Origin of the sequence: Coleofasciculus sp. LEGE 07092 (genome assembly GCF_015207375.1) — a bacterium.
Classification (GTDB): Bacteria; Cyanobacteriota; Cyanobacteriia; order Cyanobacteriales; family Coleofasciculaceae; genus LEGE-07092.
Genome location: NZ_JADEWY010000007.1, coordinates 46,164 through 60,087, shown reverse-complemented (window position 1 = coordinate 60,087; position 13,924 = coordinate 46,164). Strand labels below are relative to the sequence as shown.

Here is a 13,924-nt window from a genome sequence, read left to right as displayed (position 1 = left end):
AATTTTTAGCGATTACAAACCAATGGAGCAACCAGAACGAGTTTATTTAGTAAAAACAACAGTTACTGGTGCTAAATTAGTAGCCACGGCTGAGGATACTAATCTCACCAAGATGTTTGGCAATACTCAAGTTAATCTGACATTCGATCAGCCAACGATAAAAGCTGGGGAAGAAGTAATAGTAGGGTTTAATTTACAAGATACAGTTAATAACCAGCCCGTAACCGATTTGCAACCGTACTTGGGAGAAAGAGGACATTTAGTTATTCTGAAACAGTCATCGAACTTAACAGCAGCCGATTACATTCATGCCCATGCTCTAAAGGATTATGCTGCTGGAGAAGTGAAATTTGTTACTCATTTCCCTGAACCGGGAACGTATAAGTTGTGGGGACAGTTTGATCGCAATGGTGAAATTGTTACGGCTGATTTCTGGGTTAATGTCCAATAAAATACTTTATGAAGGTGTTGTTAGTTGAAGATGAGCCAGATTTAGGTGCTGCCATTAAACGGACTCTGCATCAAGAAGCCTATGTGGTTGACTGGGTTTTAGATGGTAGCGAGGCATGGGACTATCTAGAAAGCCAATATACAGACTACACCGCCAATTCTGTTTGGTTGCAGGATACCAATGGGAATCGACAGGACATTTCCCTCACTGCTAAAGAATTTCAGTTGCTGGAATATTTCATGAGGCATCCTAACCAAATTGTTACCCGCGACCAAATTTTAGATCGGCTTTGGGAAGTAGGAATTGAACCAATGAGTAATGTTGTTGCGGCTCAAATGCGCCTACTGCGACGAAAATTAGCGCAATATGGGTGCGATCGCTACCGGATGTTTGTATCCTGGGTACTTCCTGCTTCAATCAGAAGTCTGACGGTGAGAGTCATCGGATCGGTATAATTCGCCGAGAGGACTACTACCTGCGTTTCCTCAACCGATCAGGACAACTCATTGCCTTTACCGAACAACTGCCAGAGGGATTACCGCCAACTGCCAGGGATACCTCACAACCGCAATGGCACACTCTCACCGATAGCGATGGTACACGTTATCGCCAAATCTCCCTACTGTTGCACACCCAAGACAATCGCTTCTGGGGATATCTGCAAGTGGGACGATCGATTAAAGACTTTGACGATTATTTAACAGCCGTCCGGTGGATTATATTATTGGGATTACCGATAGCCCTATTCCTAGTTGGCATTTGCAGTTGGTGGTTAGCGGGACTCGCCATAAAGCCCATTTACCAATCCTATCGGCAAATTCAACAGTTTACAGCAGATGCCGCTCACGAGTTACGCACTCCCTTAGCCGCGATTCGAGCTACTATCGAATCAACCCTGCGACTCAATCAGCTCAACGAGTCAGAGTCACGAGAAACACTGCGAGTGGTGGGACGCCAGAATTACCGACTCTCTCAACTTGTTGATGCTCTGTTGCTATTGTGCCGCATGGATCGGCAGGAATTACTCAGCCAACAAAATGCGATCGCAAAGAATGAATGCGTTTCCCTCAATGATTTACTCAGCGATATTGCCGAAGAATTAGCGCCTCTGGCAATGGCAGCAGATGTAAACCTAACTACGGAAATGCGAGTCTCGCAACCCCTGGAGATTATGGGTAATGAAGAGCAACTGTATCGTCTGGTTTCCAACTTAGTCACCAATGGGATTCAATACACTCCTGCTGATGGCAAGGTTATTCTAATTCTCGATAGCTATCAGCATTACGCTCTGATTCAGATCCAAGATACCGGAATTGGCATTGCCCCTGAAGATCAGAAACAAATTTTCGATCGCTTCCTATGATGCTCAAAAAAATTTCATTGATTATCCTGGCAGGTGCTGGTATCGCTACCTCTGCCACTCTTGCGGCTAATCCCCACTTAGTTTCACGTGCCATACGTGCCATACCCTTCGACAACAGAACCCCCGCTTCTACTTGGAACGGTATGGCTGGACAGCACATGGGCATGATGCAGCATATGCAAGCTGACAACGAATTTGAGTTTTTTAGTTTGATGATTCCCCATCATAAAGAAGCTATTGATACCGCTCAATTGGTGCTAGAAAGGAGCGATCGCCCCGAAATGAGAGCCTTTGCTCAAAACATTATTAACGTACAAAGTGCCGAGCTTGAGCAAATGCAGAGTTGGTTAGATCAGTGGTACCTGGGGCAGGAAAGTTCGCTGACTTATACACCGATGATGCGCGATTTAAGTCAACTTCAAAGAGATGAACTAGATCAAGCTTTCTTAGAAGACATGATCATGCACCATATGGGTGCTGTGATGATGTCACGAATGCTGGTGAATCACAATCTCGTCGAACATGAACCCGTGCGTCCCTTCGCGCAACACATTGCTACCACTCAACGAGATGAAATTTGGCAGATGCGAAGCTGGTTAAAAGATTGGTTCGGTGTCGCTGGAATGCCGGGAGGTATGCACGGCGGTAGAGATGGCAGTCCTCGTCGTCCGGGAATGGGTAGGATGCATCAAGGCTGGTAATGGCAGGTTGTTGTAGGGGCGGGTTTACCGATATCTAGGTGAAAAAACCAATATCTTGGTTAAACCCGTTCCTACAAATTATTATTCCGAAATTTCCAGTTAAGCTCGTTTGGATAAAACTTCTGTTTCAGAAAATATTTATTTTTTGTTACTTTTCCACTTCCACAACTCCCCGAAACATATTCATCCCACAAGTAAATTGATATTCCCCTGGTTGTTCGGGGGTAAATTCAACTGGGGTAGTATGATTCAGCTCCAAATCTCTAGCAATATGAAAATCAGGTAATAAGACCTTTTCTAAACAACTACTGGGGTCGCGGCGTAAGAAATTGAGCCGTACAGGTTTACCTGCCTTGACAACTACTCGATTCGGTTCATAACCCCCGTCTACTGCAATTGTCATCTCCTGCATTTCTTGATTAACATCAGCTTGAGCCGCTTTTGTTTTACTGAAACGAAACCACCATAGTTCTAGTCCAATTAAACCTAAGCCACTTAAGGTGACAGCAAGTTTCAACGCTAAAGGTTGCTCGATACGGCGGAATTGACTTGTTTGTTCTGTTGAGGATGCTGGCATTTCAAGTGGCATCTCAGCCACTGCGGCATTTGAGACAATTGAAAGCAGAAATCCAATACCCGCTAAACTTCCCAAAATATTATTTTTGTTGACCATTGTGCTAAACCATTGAAATAATTTTTAGGTGTTTTTTTGCTGGAAATTTCGTAAACGCAGAGCATTAGTCACGACAGAGACAGAACTAAACGCCATCGCTCCGCCTGCAATAATTGGATTCAGTAACCAGCCAAAGATAGGAAACAAAATTCCAGCAGCAATCGGAATTCCAGCAACGTTGTAAATGAAGGCAAAGAAGAGATTTTGGCGAATGTTTCGCATCGTGGCGTGGGAGAGTTGAATGGCAGTGACGATACCCTGCAAGTCTCCAGAAATCAGGGTGATGTCAGAAGCTGCGATCGCCACATCCGTTCCTGTCCCAATCGCAATCCCCACATCTGCCTGTGCCAAGGCAGGCGCATCATTAATCCCATCCCCCACCATTGCCACAATTTTGCCTTCTGACTGCAATTCTTTCACCTTGTCTGCTTTTTGGTCAGGTCGCACTTCGGCAAAGACGCGGGTAATGCCAGCTTCTGATGCGATCGCTTCTGCGGTTGGTCGATTATCTCCTGTTAGCATCACCACCTCCAAACCCATCCGCCGCAGTGTTATAACCGCAGCAGGTGAAGACGATTTAAGAGTATCGGCAATTCCCATCAACCCCTGAATTTCCCGATCAACAGCAATCCAAATCACTGTTTTTCCTGCTATTTCCCACCTATTTTTATGCTCTTGGAAAACATTGATATCAATATCAAGTTCCTCCATCCAACGCTGCGTACCAATTTGCACTAAATGCTCTGAGACAGTTCCTTGAACACCACTTCCAGCAATAGCTTCAAAATTGCTAGCATCTGTTAATTTAACTTCTTGAGATTGAGCATATCTAACCACTGCTTCTGCTAAAGGATGTTCAGAATTGCGTTCTACAGAGGCTGCCAAACCCAGAAGTTTTAATTCGTTACCGTCCCTAGTACCCAGTACGGTGATAAAGTCTGTAACTGTGGGTTTTCCCTCTGTCAAAGTTCCTGTTTTATCTAAAACAATTGTCCTAATTTTATGTGCAAGCTCTAAACTGTCTGCACCTTTAATTAGAATACCATTTTCTGCACCTTTACCCGTTCCTACCATTACCGAAGTAGGAGTAGCTAAACCCAAAGCACAAGGACAGGCAATGATTAAAACACCGACTGTAGTAATTAGTGCCAGGGTTAAATTTCCCATAACATCGAACCAAATAATAAAAGTAGCGATCGCAATAGCAATCACCACAGGCACAAACCATCCCGTCACCTGATCAGCTAATCGTTGAATGGGCGCTTTAGAACCTTGTGCTTGCTGCACGAGTTGGACAATTTGTGCCAAAACCGTATCCTTACCAACTCGCGTTGCCCGGAATTTAAAGCTACCTGTTTTATTAATAGTAGCGCCAATTATTTCATCTCCAGGCTGCTTGCCAACAGGTAAACTTTCCCCCGTCACCATCGCTTCATCTACCGTTGAATTGCCTTCTGTCAATTCACCATCAACGGGAATTTTTTCTCCCGGACGTACTAAGATTACATCATCAATTTGGACTTCTTCGATAGGAATATCGATTTCTTGCCCATCTCGAATCACACGAGCATCTCTCGCTTGTAAACCGATAAGCTTGCGAATCGCTTCTGATGTTTGACCTTTGGCGCGATTTTCCAGAAACCGCCCCAACAGAATTAAGGTAATAACAACAGCGGCGGTTTCATAGTATACCTCTGGCATCAAACCTTGATTAATGAAAAAGTCAGGAAATAGAGTGGCAAACACCGAGTAAAAATACGCCGCACTCGTACCCAATGCAATCAGCGTATCCATGGTTGCGGTATGGCGTTTAAAGGCTTTCCAAGCATTGATATAGAACCCATAACCACACCAAAACTGCACGGGTGCTGTCAGGATTAACTGAAACCAAGAGTTATGCAACCATGCAGGAATCCAGGGTAACTGCAACCCCGTCATCATGGGTAGAGAACCCACAATTAGGATGACACTAATTACACTTCCGACAATAACTTTAATTAAAAGGTCGCGGGATTCTGCTTTTCGGGCAGCTTTTTCAGTATCATCTTCTCCAGTGATCATTTCTTGTTCCTGGAGGGAGTAAGCTGAATAGCCTGTCTCTTCAACAGCGTTTTGGATTGCTTCTATATTCGTCTTTTGGGGGTCATATTTTACACTGGCTTGCTCTGCACCAAAGTTAACGTTGCATTCATTTACTCCTGGTACAGAGCGAATAGCTTCTTCAATATTGCTAGCGCAAGAGGCACAGCTCATGCCTCGCAGTTTGAGTGTTATTGTATCCATGGTTATTAGTCACTAGTCATTGGTTCAGATTCTTATCCCTTGAATTTAGGAAATACTTAAGCGGCGGGATAGCCAGCTTTGGCGATCGCGTCTTTAATTACCGCTTCAGATTTATTTGTTTCAATCCTGACGATCTTAGTTTTCGTGTCAGCAGCTACTGTTGCTGCCGGATCTACTGACTGAACGGCTTTGGTGACGGTATTGACACAAGCAGAACAAGCAATTTTGGGGACTTTCAGTTGTAGTGTCATAGCCTTAAATGATTTATATCGAGACTCTAGACCTAAGTTTATTATTGACCCTCCAGTTGGCTGGAGAGTCAAGTCAGGAGAAAAATACTTTTTAAAACAGTTGTTAGATTGACTGCTACAAGTCCTAGTAAATAAGTTTTACTGACTCAACCAAGCGATCGCACTTCTAATCCATTCCTCTGCATTCCTGTTCTTCGCCAGCAGTTCATCCTGGCTAATGGCGTCTAGCGCTTGGGTAATTTCTTGATTTTCATACCCCAAAGCTAGTAGGGTCATTTCTACATCTTCTAAAATGGCTGGGGCTGGACTTTTTGAGGAAGCGGGGGTGCCAACTCCAGCAAGCTGCCGCCATTCTGCCAGCTTTGTTTTCAGTTCTAGGGCAATGCGTTCAGCGGTTTTAGTGCCAACACCAGGAGTTTTGGATAAGGCGCGGATATTACCTGTAACAATTGCTTGCACTAAGTTTTGCAGCCCAAGGGTGTCGATGAGTGCGATCGCTAATTGGGTGCCAATTCCACTCACACTCACCAACTGCCGAAACAAATCCCGTTCAGCAGCCGAGGCAAAGCCGTATAATACTTGTTGGTCTTCTCGAGTTTGCAGGTGGGTAAAAATTTGTACTATTTTTTCTGAATTTAGCTGAAGTTCCTGGGATAAGCGACGGGGAATTTGTACTTCATACCCAATCTGGTTAACGTCCAGAATCAAAGTAACCCGATTGCCACTGCTTTTGTGAATGTTAGCAACTGTGCCTTTAAGATAACCAATCATTATTCATTAATCCTGGGTCATTGGTGGCAACGGATGAATGTAGCGAATCTAACTGATGATAGTTATCTTTTATATCGCGGTTCTCCGCTGAGTGGAATACACTCATCTATACTTCTGACTCCTGTCTGGTGTCTTCTGAAACCCGCTGTATTCCATGCAACTGAGAACCGCTATAATCGCTAATTACCAAGAAAACCAAAATGGTGCAAGCCTTCTAGAATACCACCAGCACAGTGTGCCTGAGCTAGGTAATGGTTATCCGTTTTGTGAGAGTTGTACCACTGGCAAAGTTCTGCTTTAGCGTTGCCAACAATGATGCCTCGTTCCTCTCCGACACTAAACAAAGCAATATCATTGCCAGAATCACCGCATACTACGGTTTGTGCGGCATCAATACCCCACTTTTGCCGTAGAAACTGAACTGCCAAACCCTTATCGCCTTGGCGAGGCAGAATGTCTAAGTCTTGACTGCCACTGTAAACTAACTTGACATCTAAACCCTTCTCTTTTAAAGCCGATTCCAAGCGGGGCAGCACTTCTGTCGCGATTTGTTCGCCGAGGAAATAGCTGACTTTGAAAGGACGCTGTTCGGATTCGGGTTGGGGAGTGAGATCGGCATAATGGGCAGCAGTAGCGACGACTTCTTCTCGGTTCCAGCCATTAGAGAGCATTTGCGCCCAATTTGAGTCAAAGACTTCCTCAACAGGATTAAAGCAAATTTCCGTCCCGACTGAGGTAACGAGGGCATCGGGTTGTAAGAGAGACTTTTCGGTAGTCAGTTGTCGATAGAGGGCAGGCGATCGCCCAGTCGAGTAAACTATCTTTGTCCCGTGTTCTTGGCGATGCTGACTCAACCGCTGATTGAGTACGCTCATCGCTTCGTCATCACCTACCAGGGTATTATCTAAGTCTGTCACCAATAAAAATGCTGTCACAGTAACCTCATAAATTGGTTGGTCTGGCTACTGCCTTATTCTCCTATACAGGCGGGTTTTCTTTCTCACTTCCCAAGAAGAAGTTGAGTTTACCAAGGGTTGCCAATCATGGTAAACGCTGCCCAGTAGTAAGGATGCTTCAATGATTGGTTTCCCAGTTCAGCTAAAGCTGACGGCAATACTACGTTCCCTTGAGTATTGTACAAATACCCCGATTCCAGGCGTACCTCTCCCTTCAACATAGCTAACTGCGCCTGTCTGAGTGCCTCTGTCTTAATAGAGGTTTGCTTGAGTTGCTGATAAAATTCAGTCATCAGTCCCAAGGTGGCTTGATCACTGACATACCACAAACTGGCTAAGGCGGACTTAACACCTGCCTGTACTGCCAACCCCCCAAAGCCCAACTCCACCTGTTCATCTCCCAGCGCTGTCCGACAGGCACTCAGTACCAACAGCTCTACGGGGGGATTACTCCAACCCAGTTCGCGAAGTTGCTTCAATCGCAGCTTGCCGTTGGACAGTTGAATGTAAGTGTTTTCCGGCGTTCCAGGTTCAAAGTCAGCGTGGGTTGCCAGGTGAATAATCCCAAATGGAGTTTGCTGCCGCTGGGTTTTGAGATTGTTTAGGGTAAAGGCATCGTTGAGGAATGATTTCCCTTGCCAGAGCTGACTTGTGATCAGAGATAATTCAAGGGGAACTGCGGGTAGGGGGTTTTGATCCGCAAATGTTTCGGCTCCCATCGCCAAAACTTGAGAGTAGCGGATATCTTGGTAGCGAGTATCGGTGAATCTGAGACTGGGCATTAAACTGATGCTATAGCGTTCGATCAAAAACTCTTGACTATTGTGAAGAGCGGCAAGGGGTATTGATCGCAAGCCGTTATCTAAAATAAAGCTTAGGTTCTTAATTCCCTGCTCTTGTAAATCAGCTTCTAGGGGAGCAACGAGCCAATCATATAGCTGTTTGCCCGGAGAAAGATAACCGCGACGATTATTGGGATTTGTAATCGTTGCCCGAAACTGTTGAGCAACCTTGAGAACGTCTTGGCGGGTTACTCCTTCCAAGCGCTTGCGAATCGGTTGCCCTTGTGCTGTAATCGCTACTAGTTCTAGTTGGTCGCTATCTAGCTTGGGTTGAGTTCCATCGATTGCCTCTAAACTGAGGGTAGCGGGTATGAAAATAGCGTAGATTAGGGCAGGTTTAACGCCGGTTTCCGTTTCTATTTGCTCTAGAGTATCTTGAGCTTCGCTGAGAGTAACGTTGGTTGGTTCAATCCCACTGCCAAGGTATTGCTCGAACTGGCGGGTGAAATGCTCTTCAAGTTGCTGAAATACGATATCGCTTTGGGATTGGAGCGGACTGTCTGAGGCTGACGTATCCGTAGTGAAGGGGATAGTTTTCTGTAGGAGTGAAGGCAGGATTTCTTGGGGTAAGGGATTGTCCTGTAGGAATGGCTCATTTTCAGAAGTAATAATTTGGATATCCCTGGGAGGAGTTCCCTGGCTGTAGGAACCTAGATAGACTCCCGAAGAAATTTGGTTATCATTCCCTGTGGAAATTGTCCCCGCCGTACCATTTACCCCATCAAACTGTTGCCCCACGGTAAAAGCCGTGCCGGGATAGTTAACTCCATGTCGGATGAGGATGGAACCCCCACCAGCCCCGCCTGCACTGGAAAGACTAGTTGTGTTACTGTTGCGATCGCTAAAGGTATCGGTTGCGCTAAAAAATCTGCCCGCGTTAATATCCATCGAACCCCCAAGCCCATTCCCCAGGCTTTGGGTATTAATTGAACCCAGGGTGATATCCTGCTCCGCATTTAATAACACCTTACCGCCATCTCCATCGGTCGAACGGGTATTAATCTCGCCTGCACTCAGACTGCCTGTTTGAGCATTCAGCGTGACTGTGCCGCCTCCGGTGAGAAAATTTCCGGCAGTTATACTGTCAAATGCCTCTAGGGTAATGGCACTGCCAAAGCTTTGCAGGGTGTCGTTGATATCTTGAAACGTAATCGAACCTTCTGTAGAGCGAATTGTTAGATTACCTGCATTTGAACCCAAGGTTGCCAGATTGTTCTGAGTTACACCTGGTGTATTACCCATGATATCTGCGATCGCAATTTCCCCCCGCCCTTGCACAACCAAATTATTTTTGAGGGCTAAATCGGCAAGTTCTCCCCAAGCTAGGGTGTTACTCGGACGGTTTGGGTTAAAGGGTGATGGCGATTCGTCAGAATTGAGTGTGCTAGTTAGGGTTGGGGCATCAATCAGGGTTAAATTTGCCGCGTTGATTAATAGCTCACCATTATTCCCGTTTGCTGCCGATGTGTCTACTTTGCCCTCAAAGGTTAGATTGTCAATTCCTAAAACCTGTACAAAACCACCACTAAGACCCCCTCTAGCTAAGATATCACCCCAAAAACCAACGGAATAGCCTAAAATCTGGACGCCGCCGCCTAGTTGAGAGGACGAGGTGACTGAAGCATCCAGGGTGCCAGATGCCAACACTGTACCGGCTGAATTCGGTACGGTTAAACCCGAACTCGAGAGAATCGCTTCACCCGTTGTTGGGTTAACTGCCAATCCGGTTGCGGTTTGCAACTCAGGCGAACCGGTTAGTAATTCGGGTAGAGAGAGGGGATTGAACCCAGAGGTAAGAGCTTGACTGGGTTGAATTTCTAAAGTGAGTATATGACCCGTTTGAGAAATGCGGACTAAATTTTCTCCTGGCACGGCGACAATGTTAATATTGCCCCCTGGTGCAGTTAGCTGACCGCTATTCACTACCGTACCGCCGAGTAAGGTTAGAGTCTGCCCATCTGCAACGGTTAAATTACCCGCATTGGCGATCGCGCCAGGGGTTCCAGATATCCCAAAATCAAATAAACTGGGATTTCCGACTAAGGCGGCATAGTCATTAGCTCCGAAGGCGTTGAACCAGCTATCGTTGCCAAAACCTATACGGCTGGCGGTGGTGGCGGTAAAGTCACCGGAAACATTGAGTTGAGCATTAGCACCCAAGATAATTCCGGCGGGATTCATCAGGAATAAGTTAGACGTACCCCCTGTAACTTGAATCAAACCGTTAATCAGCGAGGAGTTGCCTCCGGTAACTCGCCCTAAAATATTCTGAATGGACGGATCAGAAAGAAAATTAGCAATTTCACCAGCACTCAATCCAAACTGACTGAAGCTGTGGAATAAATTTGCCCCATTTTCACTGAGTTTGCCGCCGCTAATATCGTAAATTGAAGGGCTACTTTGATTAATAACCGTATCTGTGCTATTATCTGAGCTTATTGATTGAGACGCGGCAATCGAAGGCAAAAAACAGGCGGCAAGCGGTAACAAGCAAGCTGTCAGGAGCTTTTGAGTTGGCGTCAAGACTCTCTGAATCACCTTCCTGAGAGAGTACCCACGATTAGGTGAGGTAGTGACCTGGTTCATTAGTTTTGGCATATTTAACGATTGGGGAATGCTGAGGCTCTCTCTTCCTCTAGAGAATTCCCTAGGAGAGAGCCAGAATTTAGACATTCCTGATGGTAGAGACGATGCACGCTTCACTTTAGTAAAACTGATAGTTGAACTCAGAAATTTTGTTCCCGAGGTCAAGTGAGAAACGCGAATCCGTTGCGGCAAGCTATTTCCACGCTATTTTATTCCTCTTGGTAAGTCTAGAGGTGGATTGCCGAGTTATTCACATTTTGTTACAAAGATAGAGAGGACTCTTGTGGATCTGCAAAGGATATGCTCGGTGGCTTTCTTGGTACAACCAATCAATCTGGCACTGACTGGGGTGAGCAAATGCTCAATACCGTTGCCAGCAACACAATTCGCCACCTCTTTACTCGGAGCGAGTCTATCGATGTCTCGGTACGATGCTACCCTTCCAGTAAGTTATTACAAGGTAGCATTGATAGCTTCAAGATGAGCGGTCGTGGCTTGGTCATTCGCCGGGATTTCCGGAGTGAGGAGATGTCCTTTGAAACCGACGCAGTTTCACTGGACTTTAGCTCGGTACTCAAGGGTAAGATTAGTCTTAAGCAACCCACTCAAGCCGTTGCCCAAGTTGTGTTAACAGAAGCGGATATCAATCAATCTTTCAAAGCGGAACTGGTGAGGAAGCGCTTAGAAAACCTGTCTATTCCCGCTTTGAGCGAACTTTCCGAAGGCAACCCCATTTCCTTCACAGACGTACACCTACAGTTGCAACCCAACAACCGCATCAAGCTTTTTGCCAAAGTTAACCTGCCCAATCGGGAGTTAGTGCCGATTAGCATGACATCAACCCTGGCAGTTGAGCGGCGGCGTCGTATTCTCTTTAAGGATTCCCAGTTTGAACCCGATGATATACCGGAGTCATTGCGCGAGATTTCTCAAACCTTGAGTACCGCACTGGATGAGATTTTGAATAATATGGTGGATTTAGATCGCTTCAACCTAGATGGCGTGACGATGCGGATCAATCGCTTGGAAACTCAGGGGAAAAAGCTCATCTTCAGTGGATATGCTCAAATCGAGCGGATTCCCAATAATCCGTAGACAGAATGAGTCAATAGTAACGTTAAGGCGACGCTCACGCCTCCGGTTCAATTCCTGCTGCTCGCAACTGGGCTGCCAACCGTTCTGCTCTTTGACGTTCCTGCTCTAACTGCGATTCAGCTTGTTCTGCTCGGTGGCGTTCCAGTTCGGCTTGTTCATGACCTGTTAACAATAAATTCCCTTGCTCATCCCACCAGCGTAACCAAGGAAGTTCTGAATTCTGATATCGACCTTGCCAAATTCCTAACTCAACCCCCAAGGGTGAAATAGGATAATGACCCCTCTCATTTGCTGTTAGTAACTGATACTGACCTGCCACTAAGCAATACACCTCAACACTAGGGCGACTAACTTCGTAAATTCCGTAATAGGCTGGACGAATGACTTGTTCATAAATCCAAAATTTACCTGGCTTCTGTTGTGTTTCTCGGTTAGTTAGAGATAGAGGGGTTTTGTCTCGTTCCTCCGAACCGTCTCCTGAAGCAAACTCTATGACAATGAAAGGTGGAATCAACTCTTGCCACAATACATAAGAACGGCGAATTTGACCATTAAGAGTGGGCGGTACATTGGGTACATAAAACCAATCAGGTGCTTCTGCTCCCCGTTCTGGTGGATCAGTAAAACGCCAGTAAATCCCGCAATCTTGACCAATACAATATTGCCTATCAGGGTGACGCTGTTGCAGTAGGGATTCAATTGAGTCTGTTAAGAGAATGCTTTGCGGATGCTCCTGGAAATTTTTCACAAAAGTACCATCGGATTCTGGTAACTGGGTATGGTCAGGTAGGGCTGTAGTGAGGGATGCTGGGTTGGCAGTAGAAGTCATAGGAGCATTTATACCGCAGATCTAGTTTCACTGTAGACAATTTTCTTCTTATCCCTTAAGTTAGTGCCATTCACTTGAGGATGACTACATGGGTGTTCAGCGATGGAGTTGTGAGACACCTTCTGAAATTTGCGCGATCGCTTTTTCTGAATCAGCATTAAAGTGTTCTAAATCATCAGTATTTGTATTACAGTGAAGCAATAATGCCAATCAGCGCTTTTTTTTCATTGGGTGGGGTAGTCATGTTGCCCCTGCTGGCTCTATCGCTTTTAGCGATCGCTCTCATTTTAGAGCGGGCGAACTTTTGGATGCGAATCACCGAACGCCAGCAGCGCCTCGTGCGGGATGTTATCCGCCTCTACGAGCAAAATCCCCCCGAAGCGTTTCTCAAGCTGGAAAAAAATAGCGATTTGCCGATCGCGCGAATTTTTCTAGCGGCTTTAGAACTCCAATCTCCCACCCCAGAAAAATTTCGACTGGCATTAGAAACGGCGACGCAAGCGGAGTTACCTGTCCTGAAGCGCTTCAATACGGCATTTGAGACAATTATCAGTGTTTCACCCCTACTCGGTCTTTTAGGTACGATTCTGGGGTTGATCAACGCTTTTTCTGCCTTGAGAATCGGTGATATTGGCGGTCAAGTTACTCAAGGCGTCACGGGAGGCATCAGTGAGGCATTAATCACAACGGTTGCGGGTTTGTGCGTGGCAATCTTTACATTGGTGTTTGCCAACACCTTTCGGGGGTTGTATCGCCGTCAGCTTGCCATGATTCAGGAGTATGGCGGCAAGTTAGAGTTGCTCTACTGGAGTTATTACGAGCGCACCTCGGGAAGTTGGCGGAAGTAAGGGAACTTCCCAAAAAAATCATTCTGTAGTAGACACACAAAAAGCCTGCCCATTTCTTCTATCTTAGAGTAGATTTTTTAGTAGTTTTAATCTATTTTTATCTATCTTTCAGCAGAGAAATAATGGATCATCAATCCACTACTATAAAGCGGCGATCCCTAGAGGACATCTAAATACTAAATAGAGGATGTCAGACAAATCCGGTTTTAGAGTTACCGGAGAAAGCGCTTCATGTCATTGAAACTTAATGTTGCAATGCTCGGTGATTAACCAGA

12 protein-coding genes are annotated in these 13,924 nt (G+C 45.7%); 5 read left to right on the top strand and 7 right to left on the bottom strand.

What is annotated here, in order from left to right:
* Positions 1-459 precede the first annotated feature (459 nt).
* The 3 genes from IQ257_RS03150 to IQ257_RS03140 are packed head-to-tail and all read left to right on the top strand — an operon-like array spanning position 460 to position 2,515.
* Positions 460-906: a response regulator transcription factor gene (locus IQ257_RS03150; protein ID WP_193873744.1), complete on the top strand. Its 447-nt coding sequence runs from the start codon at positions 460-462 to the stop codon at positions 904-906.
* Positions 822-1,814 (top strand): two-component system sensor histidine kinase RppB, encoded by a 993-nt coding sequence (gene rppB, locus IQ257_RS31015; protein WP_322744159.1) that lies wholly within the window; start codon positions 822-824, stop codon positions 1,812-1,814. Before IQ257_RS03150 ends, rppB begins: the two co-directional genes overlap by 85 nt.
* Positions 1,811-2,515 (top strand): DUF305 domain-containing protein, encoded by a 705-nt coding sequence (locus IQ257_RS03140; RefSeq protein ID WP_193873745.1) that lies wholly within the window; start codon positions 1,811-1,813, stop codon positions 2,513-2,515. Before rppB ends, IQ257_RS03140 begins: the two co-directional genes overlap by 4 nt.
* A gap of 148 nt (positions 2,516-2,663) precedes the next feature.
* On the opposite strand, the gene IQ257_RS03135 is transcribed toward IQ257_RS03140, so the two are convergent.
* From IQ257_RS03135 to IQ257_RS03110, 6 genes are all read right to left on the bottom strand, one after another.
* The gene (locus IQ257_RS03135) at positions 2,664-3,188 is read right to left on the bottom strand and encodes a cupredoxin domain-containing protein (protein WP_193873746.1); all 525 of its coding nucleotides are present in this window, start codon (positions 3,186-3,188) and stop codon (positions 2,664-2,666) included.
* A 24-nt stretch (positions 3,189-3,212) separates the two neighbouring features.
* Positions 3,213-5,471 carry a heavy metal translocating P-type ATPase gene (locus IQ257_RS03130; protein ID WP_193873747.1) on the bottom strand — a complete coding sequence of 753 codons (2,259 nt, stop codon included), beginning with the start codon at positions 5,469-5,471 and terminating at the stop codon, positions 3,213-3,215.
* Positions 5,472-5,527: 56 nt separating this feature from the next.
* Entirely contained in the window at positions 5,528-5,722 is a 195-nt protein-coding gene (locus IQ257_RS03125; RefSeq protein ID WP_193873748.1) for a heavy-metal-associated domain-containing protein, read from the bottom strand.
* 138 nt (positions 5,723-5,860) lie between these two features.
* Positions 5,861-6,493, bottom strand: coding sequence for a Holliday junction branch migration protein RuvA (gene ruvA, locus IQ257_RS03120; RefSeq protein WP_193873749.1), 633 nt, complete (start codon positions 6,491-6,493; stop codon positions 5,861-5,863).
* Between the two features lie 179 nt (positions 6,494-6,672).
* Positions 6,673-7,428, bottom strand: coding sequence for a sucrose-phosphate phosphatase (locus IQ257_RS03115; RefSeq protein WP_193873750.1), 756 nt, complete (start codon positions 7,426-7,428; stop codon positions 6,673-6,675).
* Between the two features lie 89 nt (positions 7,429-7,517).
* A complete protein-coding gene (locus tag IQ257_RS03110; protein ID WP_193873751.1) occupies positions 7,518-10,877 on the bottom strand; it encodes a CHAT domain-containing protein in 3,360 nt (1,119 codons plus the stop codon).
* Between the two features lie 300 nt (positions 10,878-11,177).
* Here IQ257_RS03110 and IQ257_RS03105 point away from each other — a divergent pair, with 300 nt between their 5' ends.
* Entirely contained in the window at positions 11,178-11,972 is a 795-nt protein-coding gene (locus IQ257_RS03105) for a DUF2993 domain-containing protein (protein WP_193873752.1), read from the top strand.
* Between the two features lie 34 nt (positions 11,973-12,006).
* On the opposite strand, the gene IQ257_RS03100 is transcribed toward IQ257_RS03105, so the two are convergent.
* Entirely contained in the window at positions 12,007-12,801 is a 795-nt protein-coding gene (locus IQ257_RS03100) for a Uma2 family endonuclease (RefSeq protein ID WP_193873753.1), read from the bottom strand.
* A gap of 203 nt (positions 12,802-13,004) precedes the next feature.
* Between IQ257_RS03100 and IQ257_RS03095 the strand changes: the two genes are divergently transcribed.
* On the top strand, positions 13,005-13,649 hold the full coding sequence (locus IQ257_RS03095) for a MotA/TolQ/ExbB proton channel family protein (protein ID WP_193873754.1): 645 nt from the start codon (positions 13,005-13,007) through the stop codon (positions 13,647-13,649).
* Positions 13,650-13,924 lie beyond the last annotated feature (275 nt).

Coding starts and splice junctions, on each gene's coding strand:
- IQ257_RS03150 (WP_193873744.1), top strand. CDS start 460: ATGAAGGTGTTGTTAGTTGAAGATGAGCCAGATTTAGGTGCTGCCATT.
- IQ257_RS03140 (WP_193873745.1), top strand. CDS start 1,811: ATGATGCTCAAAAAAATTTCATTGATTATCCTGGCAGGTGCTGGTATC.
- IQ257_RS03135 (WP_193873746.1), bottom strand. CDS start 3,188: ATGGTCAACAAAAATAATATTTTGGGAAGTTTAGCGGGTATTGGATTT.
- IQ257_RS03130 (WP_193873747.1), bottom strand. CDS start 5,471: ATGGATACAATAACACTCAAACTGCGAGGCATGAGCTGTGCCTCTTGC.
- IQ257_RS03125 (WP_193873748.1), bottom strand. CDS start 5,722: ATGACACTACAACTGAAAGTCCCCAAAATTGCTTGTTCTGCTTGTGTC.
- ruvA (WP_193873749.1), bottom strand. CDS start 6,493: ATGATTGGTTATCTTAAAGGCACAGTTGCTAACATTCACAAAAGCAGT.
- IQ257_RS03110 (WP_193873751.1), bottom strand. CDS start 10,877: ATGAACCAGGTCACTACCTCACCTAATCGTGGGTACTCTCTCAGGAAG.
- IQ257_RS03105 (WP_193873752.1), top strand. CDS start 11,178: ATGCTCGGTGGCTTTCTTGGTACAACCAATCAATCTGGCACTGACTGG.
- IQ257_RS03100 (WP_193873753.1), bottom strand. CDS start 12,801: ATGACTTCTACTGCCAACCCAGCATCCCTCACTACAGCCCTACCTGAC.
- IQ257_RS03095 (WP_193873754.1), top strand. CDS start 13,005: ATGCCAATCAGCGCTTTTTTTTCATTGGGTGGGGTAGTCATGTTGCCC.